The following is a 12,698-nucleotide window of genomic DNA, read 5'->3' as shown; positions in this document are numbered from 1 at the left end:
AGGAATTTAGGAGTGATGACCTGGAATGTTTCAGGCGGGCTTCATGAAATTTCTGAGAAATACACGGGCCCTCCGGCGGTCCGAACGCCAGGACTGACGCAGGAGACGGTTTCTTCCGCGGCAGCCCGCCGCGCCGCGCGGCTCGCCGCCGGCCCGCTCAGAACAGGGGCCGCAGGGCGAGATGGGCGCCCAGCGCCAGCAGGCCCAGGAAGAAGCAGCGCCGGAAGGTGTCCTGACGCACGCGAAGGCGCAGCCATTGGCCGAGCAGCATGCCGGCCAGGGACGGAAGCAGGGCCAGCAGGGACATCCCCACCAGCGCGCCGGCGAACACGCCGTGCTGGGCCAGACCGGCGGCCAGCGCCACCGTGGAGACGGTGAAGGACAGCCCCAGGGCCTGCACCAGCTCCTCCCTCTCCAGGGCGAGGGCCTGGAGGTAGGGGACGGCCGGGATCACGAAGACGCCGGTGGCGGCGGTCACCAGCCCGGTCGCCAGCCCGACCAGCGGCCCCATCCACCGCTCGCTCCCGGCCGGCACGCGCAGCCGCGCCGAGGACAGGCCGAGGATCGCGTACAGCACCAGGGCGATCCCCAGCGCCATGGTCGCGACCCCCGACGCGTCGCTGGCCAGGAAGCCGGCGCCCACCCAGGTTCCCAGGCACACACCCGCCATCATCGGCCACAGCCTTTCCAGAAGAGGGCCGAATCGGGGGCCGCTCGCCAACTGCCAGACATTCGTCACGAGCGAAGGCACGATCAGCAGCGAGGCCGCCTCCGCCGGCGGCATGACGAGACCCAGCAGCCCCATGGCGACGGTGGGAAGACCCAGCCCGATCATCCCCTTCACGCCACCGGCGAGCAGGAATGTCAGGGCTACGGCGGCGATGATGGGGAGGGAGTGGCTCGGCATGGAGCCGATCTAGACGCCGATCCGGGCACGGGACAATGCGGATGATCCGCAGCGTGCCTCAGGCGTGGACGAAGGCAGAGGCCCAGCCGGGGCACGGAGGCCGCGACCGCCCCAGCCGTGGCAGATCGGCAACACACCAGCGGCGGCGCGTCAGCAAAATCGTAGGTAGTCACACAATTCTTGCCAGAGCCGCCGCCCGCTGAATACAATGATAATCATTCGCATTTTTGCCGATCCGCACCGACGTTCGCCTCCACCGGGAGGACGCCGTGCCGGCCGCTGAAGTTGCGTCACAGAGACCGCCGCCTGGTAGAGGAATCGGCCCCATGAATCGTGTCCGCGGCAAGGCTGCTCCGCGCCAAACCGTTCCCCCTCGCAACCGCCCGTCCGTTGCGCCCGACGCCTCCGCTCCGGGCCTGCGCCCGGTCGCCATGGCCGTCCAGCTGGCCGGCGCCGTGCTGGCGGGCGGGCTTTCCCTCGCGCCGGCCGCCCATGCCCAGACGGCAGCCACCCAGACGGCAGCCACGGCCGGCACGGTCAACGCCAGCGTGCCCGCCGGTCCGCTTGCCGATTCGCTGAACCGCTTCGCGGCGCAGGCGGGCGTCTCCATCGCGGTGGACGCGGAGCAGGTCCGGGGCAGGACCGCTCCGGCGCTGAACGGCACGACGACGGTGGAGGACGGCTTCCGCCGGCTGCTGGCGGGGAGCAGCTACCAGATCGGACGCGGCCCGTCGGGCTACAGGCTGGTCGCGCAGGGCGCCGCCCCGGCGGCCGGCACGGCTGCGGCGGGCGGCACGGTGCTGCCGGCCCTCCAGGTCACGGCCAACTCCGCTCCGCTTCCCGGCGAGCTCCAGCGGCCCTACGCCGGCGGACAGGTGGCGCAGGGCGGATCGCTGGGCCTGCTCGGCTCCCGCAACGTCATGGACACGCCGTTCAGCGTGACCAACTACACCTCCCAGCTCATCGAGGACCAGCAGGCGCGCACGGCGGCCGACACGCTGATCAACGATTCGTCGGTGCGCACCACCACCGGCAGCAACGGCTTCGACGACACCTTCCAGATTCGCGGCTTCGCCGTGTCCGCCACCGACGTCGGCTTCAACGGCATGTACGGCCTGGTGTCGCAGAACCGCGTGCCGGCGCAGATCATCGAGCGCATCGAGCTGCTGAAGGGCCCCGGCGCGCTCGCCAACGGCATCGCCCCCGGCAACAGCATCGGCGGCGGCATCAACATCGTCAGCAAGCGCGCCGGCGACGAGCCGCTGACCCGCCTGACCACCACCTACCAGAGCGACGCCAACTTCGGCCTGAGCGCCGACGTCGGCCGCCGCTTCGGGGCGAACAAGGAGTGGGGCGTCCGCTTCAACGGCCTGCTGCGCGGCGGCGAGGGCTCGGTCGACGGCGGCGACGCGCGGACCGGCCTCGGCACGCTGGCGGTGGATTACCGGGGCGAGCGGCTGCGCTGGTCGCTCGACGGCATCGTGCAGCGCGACAGCACGGACAATTTCCGCCCGCAGGTCAGCATCCTGTCGACCACGACCGCCATCCCGGCGCCGCCGGACGCGCGCGGCAACTGGTATCCCGGCACGACGCTGGTCCAGAAGGACACGACGGTCGCCTCGAACATCGAGTTCGACCTGACCGACTGGCTGACCGTGTACGCCGGCCTCGGCTACCGCGACGGCTCGAACGATCAGGTCTTCCCGTCCTCCAGCCCGGCCGTCAACGCGCTCGGCAACTTCACGGTCCGCAACTCCTACTACGACTCCTACACCCGGACGACCAGCGGCATGGCCGGCACGCGCCTGCGCTTCGACACGGGGCCCGTCCGCCACGCCATCAACGTCGGCTTCACCGGCTTCCAGCAGGAGGCCGGCAACGCCTACATCCAGTCGGCCGGCTCGGTCGCGACGAACATCTACCGGCCCTCGCGGCTTCCCGCCATCACGGCCGCGCGCACCGACCCGACGAAGGCGTCCGAGACGACGCTGACCAGCGTCGCGGTGGCCGACACGATGTCCTTCCTGGACGACCGCCTGCTGCTGACGCTGGGCGTGCGCGACCAGCAGGTCACCTTGAAGAGCTACAGCACCGCCACCGGCGCGATGACCAGCAAGTACGACGCCAGCGCGACGACGCCGCTGGCCGGCCTGGTCGTCAAGCCGCTGGAGAACCTCTCGCTCTACGCCAACTACGCCGAGGGGCTGAGCCGCGGCACCATCGTCGGCGCCGGCTACGCCAACACCGGCGCGGTGCTCGCCCCGTTCAAGTCCAAGCAGTACGAGGCCGGCGTCAAGGTCGACTGGGGCACCGTCACCACGACGGCGGCGGTCTTCCAGATCTCCAAGCCGAACTCGATCCGCACCGCCTCGAACGACCTCGCCTACGACGGCGAGCAGCGCAACCGCGGCCTGGAGCTCTCCGCCTACGGCGAGATCCTGCCCGGCCTGCGCGCCATGGCCAGCGCGACCTTCCTGAAGCCGGAGCTGACCCGCACCGCCGTCGCCGCCGAGCAGGGCAACGACGCCGCCGGCGTGCCGGACAAGACCTTCTCCGGCAGCCTCGACTGGACCACCCCTTGGGTGCCCGAGCTGTCGCTGAACGGGCGCGTCATCCACACCTCGGGCTCCTACCTGACCGCCGCCAACACCCTGCGCTTCGACGGCTGGACCCGCGTCGACGTCGGCGCCCGCTACAGCGCCGACATCGGGGGCAAGCCCGTCACCCTGCGCGCCAACGTCGAGAACCTGTTCGACAAGAACTACTGGCTGACGACCGGCACCTACGTGACCGTCGGCGCGCCGCGCACGGTGGTGCTGTCCGCCACGGTCGATTTCTGATCCTCCATGCTCCTGCCGACGGATTCGCCATGACCAAGCTTTCCATCGCCCTCCTCGCCGCCCTGGGCTTCGCCCTGCCCGCGCAGGCCCACCAGATCTGGATCGAGCAGCCCGACGGCGGCAACGCGACGATCCGTTTCGGTGAGTTCGGCGAGAATCTCCGCGAGGCGTCGCCCGGCCTGCTCGACAAGTTCGTCAAGCCGGCCGGCACGCTGGTTTCCGCCAAGGGCGAGCGGAAGGCCGACGCCGCCAGGACGGCGGACGGCTTCACCCTGCCCTTCGCGGCGGCGGCCGGCGACAGCATCGTCGCCGAGGACGCGCAGTACCCGCTCTACAGCTGGAAGCAGGCGGACAAGGAAACCGTCAACTGGTTCCACCCCGCCGCCCGCCTGATCACCGGCTTCGCCGAGCAGCCGCCCAAGCTGGCGCTGGATCTGGTGCCGGCCGGCAAGCCAGGCCAGTTCAAGCTGTTCTTCAAGGGCCAGCCCAAACCCAAGACCAAGGTGGCGCTGGTCACCCAGTCGGGCTGGGCCAAGGAGGGCCACACCGACGAGCAGGGGCTCGTCGAATTCGACCTGCCCTGGAAGGGCACCTACGTCGCCGAGGTCAGCCTCAACGAGCGCAGCCCCGGCGAGCGTCCGGGCGCCGGCGGCGCGGAGAAGTACGACGGCGTCAGCTACGTCACCACGGTGACCTACGTCCACGCCGACGGCCTTGCGCCGATCCCCGCCGGACCGGCGGCGGCGCCCGGCAAGTGACCGCCGTGGCCGGCTGGATCCGCGGCATCGGCCCGCTCGTCTCGCGCATCGTCGCCGCCCTGTTCGGCGGCTATGCGCTGGCCGCGCTCGCCAGCGTCGCCGTGCTCGCCCTTCCCATGAGCAAGCCGCAGGCCGTGCTCACCGGGATGCTGGCGAGCTTCGCGGTCTACGCCGGCGCCGTGATCTGGGTCTTCGCGGCGCGCAGCGCCCCGCGGGCCTGGACGGGCCTTCTCGTGGTCGCCGCGCCGCTGCTTCTGGCGGCGTGGTCCGTCTGGTGATGGGGAACCCCCGCGTGAAAACCGACCGGAAGCCGCCGCCCGCCGGCCGCCCCGCCGCTCGCCCCGCCACTCCGGGCATCCGCCAGAGCATGTCCGGCCTGCACACATGGGTCGGGCTGCTGCTCGGCTGGGTCCTCTACGCCATGTTCCTCACCGGGACGGTGGCCTATTTCAAGGACGAGCTGTCGCAATGGATGCGGCCCGAGCTGCCGCACCAGACCGAGGTCCCCGACCAGGCCCTGGTCGCCCAGCGCGTCGCCGACGCACTCGTCGCCATCGCGCCCGGCAGCCCGCAATGGAGCATGCGCCTGCCCGACGCGCGCAACAACAGCGTCTACGCCTTCTGGCGCACGGCCGCCGGCACGCCCGGCCAGCGCGGCTTCGGCGAGGCCAGCTTCGACCCCGCCACCGGCCGGAAGGTGACGTCGCGCGAAACGATGGGCGGCGACTTCTTCTACCGCTTCCACTTCCAGTTCCACTACATGCCGGTGATCTGGGGGCGCTGGATCGCCGGCGTGGCCGCCATGTTCATGCTGGTCGCCATCGTCAGCGGCGTCATCACGCACAAGAAGATCTTCGTCGATTTCTTCACCTTCCGCTGGGGCAAGGGACAGCGCTCCTGGCTCGACGCGCACAACGCGCTGTCGGTGTTCGGGCTGCCGTTCCACGCCATGATCACCTACAGCGGGCTGGTCACGCTGATGGCGCTCTACATGCCCTGGGGCGAGCAGGCCGCCATCCGGACGCCGGCCGAGCGCCAGCAGCTCACCGCCGAACTCAGCGCCTTCATCCAGCCGGGCAAGCCCAGCGGGGAGACGGCGCCGCTGGCGTCCATCGAGGACATGGTGCGCCACGCGCAGGAGCGCTGGGGCCGCGACAACGTCGGCCGCGTCACCGTCACCCATGCCGGCGACGTGGCGGCGCGGGTGGCGGTGGCGCGCGGCGAGGCCGGCCGAGTCTCCATGAGCCCGCAATACATGGAATTCGAGGGCCCGACCGGCAGGCTGCTGGCGGTCCACGAGGGCGTGGGCGCCGCGGCCGAGACGCGCGGCGTCCTCTACGCGCTGCATCTCGGGCGCTTCAGCGACAGCGTGACGCGCTGGCTGTATTTCCTCGTCAGCCTCGCCGGCACGGCGATGGTCGGCACGGGGCTGGTGATGTGGACCGTGAAGCGGCGGCAGAAGCTGGCCGATCCGGAGCGGCCCTATTTCGGTTTCCGGCTCGTGGAGCGGCTGAACATCGCGGGCATCGCCGGCCTGTCGATCGCCATGGCGGCGTTCCTGTGGGCCAACCGTCTGCTGCCGCAGGGGATGGCCGACCGCGCCGGCTGGGAAATCCACGGCTTCTTCATCGTCTGGGCGCTGACGCTGGCGCACGCCGCGCTGCGTCCGGCCAGGACCGCGTGGATCGAGCAGCTCTGGACGGCGGCCGCGCTGCTGGCGCTGCTGCCCGTGCTGAACGCGGCCACCACCCGGCGGCCGCTGTGGCACAGCCTCGCCGAGGGCGACTGGATCTTCGCCGGCACCGAGCTCCTGTGCTGGGGGCTGGCCGGGCTCCACGCGGTCCTGGCGATCCGCACGGCCAGACACCAACCCCGTCTCCGGCCCGCGCGCAAGCCCGACCGGGATCCCATGGCCGGCGCCGCGTTGCGCAAGGGGGAAGCATGAGCCATCTGCCGCCCCTCCTGCTGGCCCTGGCGGGCTTCACGGCGCTGGCCTTCGCGACGGACCGCCAGCAGCACGACCTGCTCGGACGGCCGCTGCCGCCGTCCGTCACCCGCGCCCTGCGCATCGCCGGCGCCGCCGCCCTGCTGCTGGCGCTCGGCGCCCTGGTCGCGTGGAAAGGCTGGGGCCTCGGCCTCGTGATGTTCAGCGGCCACACGAGCCTGGCCGCCGGCGTCGTGCTCGGCGCGCTCATCCTGCGCGCAAGGGCCGCCGCGCGCACGCCGAGGCGCTGACGGATCGCGCGCCGTCCTCCCGCCCGCGCCGGAGGACGGCGCGCGAGGCTTCGGGATTCTTTGAAACTGTCTTCACGCAACGGGGGCTAGGGCCGCCGCCGCCGCCGCGCCTATGATCGGCGGCCTGTTGGTCCGCCCGTCCGCCCAGAGTCCGTCCGCCCAGACTCCGTCCACGAGAGCCCGCCCATGCCCGACTCCCCGCTTTCCGGCCCGGCCCTTCTCGCGCGCATCGAGGCGCTGGCGGCGATCAGCGCCGACACGGGAGCCCTGTCGCGCCTCTACCTGACGCCGGAGCACCGCCGCGCCAACGACCTCGTGGCCGGCTGGATGCGCGAGGCCGGCATGAGCGCGCGCGAGGATGCCGTCGGCAACATCGTCGGCCGCTACGAGGGCGACCGGCCGGGCCTGCCGGCGCTGCTGATCGGCTCGCACCTCGACACCGTGCGCGACGCCGGCAAGTATGACGGCATGCTGGGCGTGCTGTCCGGCATCGCCGTCGTCGCCGAATTGCACGCGCAGGGCCGCCGCATGCCCTTCGCCATCGAGGTCATCGGCTTCGGCGACGAGGAGGGCACCCGCTTCCAATCCACCCTGATCGGCAGCCGCGCCGTCGCCGGGACCTTCGACCCGTCGGTGCTCGACAAGCGCGACGCCGGCGGCGTCCGGCTCGGCGACGCCATGGCGGCCTTCGGCCTCGACCCCGCCGCCTGGGCGACCGCCGCCCACCGCCCCGCCGACGTGCTCGCCTACGCCGAACTCCACATCGAGCAGGGGCCGGTGCTGGAGGCGCTGGGCCGCGCGGTCGGAATCGTCACCGCCATCGCCGGAGCGACCCGGCTCGCCGTGACGGTGGAGGGCTTCGCCGGCCATGCCGGGACGGTGCCGATGACGCTGCGCCGCGACGCGCTGGCGGCGGCGGCCGAGATGATCCTGGCGGTGGAGAGCCTGTGCTCCGGCCAGGACCGGCTGGTCGGCACGGTCGGCCGCGTCGAGGCGGCGCCCGGCGCCACCAACGTCATCCCCGGCCGGGTCCGCTTCACCATCGACCTGCGGGCCGACCGCGACCCCCTGCGGCTGGAGCGCGTCGCCGCCGTGCGCGCCCGGCTGGAGGAGATCGCCGACCGTCGCGAGGTCGGCATCGCCTTCGAGACCCTGCACGAAAGCCCGGCGGTCGCCTGCCACCCCGATCTGATGACGCAGCTCACCGCCGCCGCCGCCTCGCTCGGGCTCGACGCGCCGGAGCTGCCGAGCGGCGCCGGCCACGACGCCATGGCGGTCGCCGCGCTGACCGACATCGCCATGCTGTTCGTGCGCTGCGAGCGCGGCATCTCGCACAACCCGGCCGAGAGCATCACCGCCGCCGACGCCGAGGCCGGCGCCCGCGTGCTCGCCCGTTTCGTCGACCATTTCCAGCCCGCATCGGACCGCGCCCCATGACCGAGCCTTTCTCCGCGCTTGACCACGCCCTGGCCGCCGCCGTCGACGAAGCCTTCGACGCCGAGACCCGCTTCCTGGCGGAGCTGGTTAAGGTGCCGTCCGACAACCCGCCCGGCGACTGCGCGCCGCACGCCGCCCGCGCGGCGGAGCTGCTGGAGGCGCTGGGCTTCACGGTCGAGCGCCACCCGGTCCCGGCCGGGCTGGCGCGGGCCAACGGCATGGTCAGCGCCACCAACCTCGTGATCCGCCAGCGCTTCGGCGGCGACCGTTCCGGCGAGGGACCGGTGGTGGCGCTGAACGCCCACGGCGACGTGGTGCCGCCCGGCGAGGGCTGGTCGGCCGATCCCTACGGCGCCGAGATCCGCGACGGGGTGATGTACGGCCGCGGCGTCGCGGTGTCGAAGTCCGACTTCGCCACCTACGCCTTCGCGCTGAAGGCGCTGACGGCCACGGGCGCCCCGCTGAGGGGCACGGTGGAACTGCACCTGACCTACGACGAGGAGGCCGGCGGCGAGATCGGGCCGAAATGGCTGCTCGACCAGGGCATCTCCAAGCCCGACTACGCGGTGTCGGCCAGCTTCGCCTATTCGGTGGTGACGGCGCACAACGGCTGCCTGCATCTGGAGGTGCGGATCGACGGCAAGTCGGCCCACGCCGCCCGCCCCGACACCGGCTTCGACGCTCTGGAGGCGGCCAACGGCGTTCTGTCGGCGCTCTACGCCCACCGGCCGGAGCTGGCCGAGCGGCGGTCCGAGGTTCCCGGCATCACCCACCCGTCGCTGACGGTCGGGCTGATCCAGGGCGGCATCAACACCAACGTGGTGCCCGACCGCGTGACCTTCCGGCTCGACCGCCGCATGATCCCGGAGGAGAACCCGGCCGAGGTCGAGGCGGAACTGCGCGCCCTGATCGGGACGGCGGCCGGCGCCTACCCCGGCATCGCTGTGACGGTGCGCCGCATCCTGCTGGCCCGCCCCTTCACCTCGGTCGGCGACGCGCCGCGTCTGGCCGCCCTGTTCGCCCGCCACGCCGAGGCGGTGCTGGGCGTGCCGGTGGCGCGGACCGGCATCCCGCTCTACACCGACGCCCGGCACTATTCGGAGGCCGGCATCCCGACCGTGCTCTACGGCGCCGGCCCGCGCGACCTGCTGGAGGCCAACGGCCACCGCGCCGACGAGAAGCTGGTGCTGGAGGACCTGCGCAAGGCGACGCTGGTCGTGGCGCGGGTTCTGGCCGAACTGCTGGGCTGAACGGGACTATGATGAAGCCCTTCTCCCCTTGTGGGAGAAGGGTTGGGATGAGGGGTATTCCGCCGTAGGCGGAAAAATTCCCGCCCCCTCACCCCAACCCCTCTCCCACGAGGGAGAGGGGCTTTTCGGACTTCACCCCGCCCGGCGGCCCGGCCCCGGCTTGGCGCCCGCCTTGCCACCCGGCAGCATCCGCCGGCCCTTGCCGCTCTGCTGGGTCAGGAAGGTCTGGCCCTTCGGCCCCTTCGACGTGCAGTTCCCCCCCGGCCCCTTCTCGCGCGGCCCCTTCTCACGCGGGTTGGCGGTGGCGCCGACCGGCTGCCACGCCGGAATCAGCTGCTCCTCGCCCGGCCCGATCAGGTCGGCGCGGCCCATCGCCTTCAGCGATTCGCGCAGGATCGGCCAGTTCTCCGGGTCGTGGTAGCGCAGGAACGCCTTGTGCAGGCGGCGCTGGCGCAGCCCCTTGGCCGACGACACCACCTCGGCGCCGACGCGGCGGATCGGGCGCAGGGGGTTGCGCTCGCTGTGGTACATGGCGGTCGCCAGCGACATCGGCGAGGGCAGGAAGGTCTGCACCTGGTCGGCCTTGAAGCCGTTCCGCTTCAGCCACAAGGCGAGGTTCATCATGTCCTCGTCCGTGGTGCCGGGATGCGCCGCGATGAAGTAGGGGATCAGGTAGAGCTTCTTCCCCGCCTCCTTCGCCGCCTTGTCGAACATCCGCTTGAACTCGTCGTAGGCCCCCATGCCGGGCTTCATCATCTTGGCGAGCGGCCCCGGCTCGGTGTGCTCGGGCGCGATCTTCAGATAGCCGCCGACATGGTGGGTGACCAGCTCCTTCACATACTCCGGGTTGCGCACGGCGAGGTCGTAGCGCAGGCCCGACGCGATGTGGATCTTCTTCACGCCGGGCACCGCGCGGGCCTTGCGGTAGAGCTGCACCAGCGAGGAATGGTCGGTGTTCAGGTTCTTGCAGATGTCGGGGAAGACGCAGGACGGGCGGCGGCAGACCGATTCCGTCTCCTTGTCCTTGCAGGCCAGCCGGTACATGTTGGCGGTCGGCCCGCCCATGTCGGAGATGGTGCCGGTGAAGCCCTTGGTCTTGTCGCGGATCTGCTCGATCTCGCGCAGGATCGAGCCCTCCGACCGGCTCTGGATGATGCGCCCCTCATGCTCGGTGATCGAGCAGAAGGAGCAGCCGCCGAAGCAGCCGCGCATGATGTTGACCGAGAAGCGGATCATGTCCCAGGCCGGGATGCGCGCGTCGCCGTAGGAGGGATGGGGCGCGCGGGCGTAGGCGAGGTCGAACACCCCGTCCATCTCCGGCGTCTCCAGCGGGATCGGCGGCGGGTTCAGCCAGACGTCGCGGTCGCCGTGGCGCTGCACCAGCGCGCGGGCGTTGCCGGGGTTGCTCTCCTGGTGCAGCACGCGGCTGGCGTGGGCGTAGAGCACCTTGTCCTCGCTCACCTGCTCGTAGGAGGGCAGGCGCACCGCCATGCGGTCGGCACCGGCGGCGCGCGGCGACACGGTGGCCGAAGGGTCGTCGATGGAACTGCTGTCGATGACGGTCCAGCCCTCGGGGATGCTGGAGCGCATGATCGCGGTGCCGCGGATGTCGGTCATCGCGCGCGGCGATTCGCCGGCCAGCGCCGCTGGGCGATCTCGACGATGGCGCGCTCGGCGTTGCCGTAGACCAGCATGTCGGCCTTGGAATCGACCAGCACGGAGCGGCGGATCTTCTCGCTCCAATGGTCGTACTGGGCGATGCGGCGCAGGCTCGCCTCGATGCCGCCGAGCACGACCGGGATGCCCTTGAACGCCTCGCGGCAGCGCTGGGCGTAGACGGTCACCGCGCGGTCGGGCCGCTTGCCGCCCTCGTCGTTGGGGGTGTAGCTGTCGTTGTGGCGCAGCCGGCGGTCGGCCGTGTAGTGGTTGACCATGCTGTCCATGTTGCGCCGGTCACGCCCCAGAACAGGCGCGGCGGCCCCAGCACCTTGAACGCCTCGGCGCTGGTCCAGTCGGGCTGGGCGATGATGCCGACGCGCAGCCCCTGCGATTCCAGCAGCCGGCCGATGATCGCCATGCCGAAGCTGGGATGGTCGATGTAGGCGTCGCCGGTCACCACGATGACGTCGCACTGGTCCCAGCCCAGCCGGTCCATCTCCGCGCGCGACATCGGCAGGAACGGCGCCGGCTTGGCGCGCCGGCTCCGATCGGGACGGTGGGCGAACAGGTTGGGCGCTGCGTGCATGAGGCGGTCCATTGACGACGATGATGGAGTGATCCGGGGGCTTGGCAAGCGGCCAGTCATACCGTGTTCGGCCGGGAATTCCCACTGCGCAAATCACAGCGCAGCGATTGGTTATTGAGGGGAAGGCGAAGGGAGCACCGCCACGCCGAAGCTTCCGTTCCGTCCCGTACCGTTGGTGGAAACGAACACCCCATCCTTGTGGGTAACACGTCCGGCGCGAACAGATCATCGCAAGTGTAAGGATGCGGCAATACCGATGCCGCCTGGATTGAGGCAAAGACCATGATTAATTTCACAGCATCGGACTTTTCAAAAGGCATGACCATGCAGCGCGATGTTTGGCCGACGGACGCCGGGACGACCAACGCAGGGCTGGCGATGACCATCCCCTTCCTTCGGACGAGTCCCTGGCCGAGGACATCCGCGCCGTTCTGGCCGAGTGCGGCGGGCTGGCGGTGGATCCCGGACGCCTCGCTCCCGAGGACGACCTCTACGCCGCCGGGCTGACCTCGCACGGCTGCGTCGGGCTGATGCTGGGGCTGGAGGAGCGCTTCGAGGTGGAATTTCCCGAAACCCTGCTGAACCGCCGGACCTTCGAGAGCATCGCGGCGATCCGCGACGCCGTGCGCGGCCTGCTCGTCAGGTCCGCCGCGTGAGCGGCCCCTCGGCCCAGGCCCGCGCCGTCGTGCCGGGGTCGCCGCCGCCCACGCCGACGGCGTGGACCGCGACGCGCGCTTCCCCGCCGAGGCCGTCGCGGCCCTGAGGGAACAGCGCCTGCTGAGCGCCTACGTCCCCGCCGAGTTCGGCGGGGCGGGCGCCTCGCTGTTCGAGGTGGCGGCGGCCTGCCACGCGCTGGCCCGCCATTGCGGCTCGACCGGCATGATCTTCGCCATGCACCAGATCCAGGTCGCCTGCCTGGTCCATCACGGGCGCGACGGCGCGTGGCACCGCGCCTTCCTGGCCCGCCTCGCCGACGAGCAGCTTCTGCTCGGCTCGGCGACGACGGAGGCCGAGACCGGTGGCGAC

General features: G+C 71.4%; 9 protein-coding genes and 2 pseudogenes. 9 read left to right on the top strand and 2 right to left on the bottom strand.

Features of this window, described 5'->3' with window-relative positions; genetic code table 11:
- Window positions 1-157: 157 nt before the first annotated feature.
- Complete coding sequence (locus JN22_RS02905; protein ID WP_085552496.1) at window positions 158-907, bottom strand: sulfite exporter TauE/SafE family protein; 750 nt, start codon at window positions 905-907, stop codon at window positions 158-160.
- Window positions 908-1,233: 326 nt separating this feature from the next.
- On the opposite strand from JN22_RS02905, the gene JN22_RS02900 reads away from it, so the two are divergent.
- From JN22_RS02900 to JN22_RS02870, 7 genes are all read left to right on the top strand, one after another.
- Window positions 1,234-3,747, top strand: a complete 2,514-nt coding sequence (locus tag JN22_RS02900) for a TonB-dependent receptor (protein ID WP_211099560.1) — start codon at window positions 1,234-1,236, stop codon at window positions 3,745-3,747.
- A 29-nt stretch (window positions 3,748-3,776) separates the two neighbouring features.
- Window positions 3,777-4,505, top strand: coding sequence for a DUF4198 domain-containing protein (locus JN22_RS02895; RefSeq protein ID WP_085552494.1), 729 nt, complete (start codon window positions 3,777-3,779; stop codon window positions 4,503-4,505).
- Between the two features lie 5 nt (window positions 4,506-4,510).
- Window positions 4,511-4,783, top strand: coding sequence for a DUF3649 domain-containing protein (locus JN22_RS02890; protein WP_223677541.1), 273 nt, complete (start codon window positions 4,511-4,513; stop codon window positions 4,781-4,783).
- A 14-nt stretch (window positions 4,784-4,797) separates the two neighbouring features.
- Window positions 4,798-6,450, top strand: coding sequence for a PepSY-associated TM helix domain-containing protein (locus tag JN22_RS02885; RefSeq protein ID WP_223677540.1), 1,653 nt, complete (start codon window positions 4,798-4,800; stop codon window positions 6,448-6,450).
- On the top strand, window positions 6,447-6,740 hold the full coding sequence (locus JN22_RS02880) for a DUF3325 family protein (protein ID WP_085552491.1): 294 nt from the start codon (window positions 6,447-6,449) through the stop codon (window positions 6,738-6,740). Before JN22_RS02885 ends, JN22_RS02880 begins: the two co-directional genes overlap by 4 nt.
- Window positions 6,741-6,926: 186 nt before the next feature.
- Window positions 6,927-8,177, top strand: a complete 1,251-nt coding sequence (locus JN22_RS02875; protein WP_085552490.1) for an allantoate amidohydrolase — start codon at window positions 6,927-6,929, stop codon at window positions 8,175-8,177.
- Window positions 8,174-9,427: a M20/M25/M40 family metallo-hydrolase gene (locus JN22_RS02870; protein ID WP_085552489.1), complete on the top strand. Its 1,254-nt coding sequence runs from the start codon at window positions 8,174-8,176 to the stop codon at window positions 9,425-9,427. The genes JN22_RS02875 and JN22_RS02870 overlap by 4 nt, the downstream gene beginning before the upstream one ends.
- A 132-nt stretch (window positions 9,428-9,559) precedes the next feature.
- Here the strand turns inward: JN22_RS02870 and JN22_RS02865 are convergent.
- Window positions 9,560-11,672 (bottom strand): annotated as a pseudogene (locus JN22_RS02865) (YgiQ family radical SAM protein).
- A 338-nt stretch (window positions 11,673-12,010) separates the two neighbouring features.
- On the opposite strand from JN22_RS02865, the gene JN22_RS02860 reads away from it, so the two are divergent.
- On the top strand, window positions 12,011-12,328 hold the full coding sequence (locus tag JN22_RS02860; RefSeq protein WP_223677539.1) for an acyl carrier protein: 318 nt from the start codon (window positions 12,011-12,013) through the stop codon (window positions 12,326-12,328).
- Window positions 12,329-12,383: 55 nt separating this feature from the next.
- Window positions 12,384-12,698, top strand: a pseudogene (locus JN22_RS02855) (acyl-CoA dehydrogenase family protein); the annotation flags it as partial.

Source organism: Azospirillum agricola (assembly GCF_020005195.1).
GTDB lineage: Bacteria > Pseudomonadota > Alphaproteobacteria > Azospirillales > Azospirillaceae > Azospirillum > Azospirillum agricola.
The sequence above is the reverse complement of the archived record's forward strand: the minus strand, read 5'-3'. Positions and strand labels throughout refer to the sequence as shown.

Coding starts and splice junctions, on each gene's coding strand:
- JN22_RS02905 (WP_085552496.1), bottom strand. CDS start 907: ATGCCGAGCCACTCCCTCCCCATCATCGCCGCCGTAGCCCTGACATTC.
- JN22_RS02900 (WP_211099560.1), top strand. CDS start 1,234: ATGAATCGTGTCCGCGGCAAGGCTGCTCCGCGCCAAACCGTTCCCCCT.
- JN22_RS02895 (WP_085552494.1), top strand. CDS start 3,777: ATGACCAAGCTTTCCATCGCCCTCCTCGCCGCCCTGGGCTTCGCCCTG.
- JN22_RS02880 (WP_085552491.1), top strand. CDS start 6,447: ATGAGCCATCTGCCGCCCCTCCTGCTGGCCCTGGCGGGCTTCACGGCG.
- JN22_RS02875 (WP_085552490.1), top strand. CDS start 6,927: ATGCCCGACTCCCCGCTTTCCGGCCCGGCCCTTCTCGCGCGCATCGAG.
- JN22_RS02870 (WP_085552489.1), top strand. CDS start 8,174: ATGACCGAGCCTTTCTCCGCGCTTGACCACGCCCTGGCCGCCGCCGTC.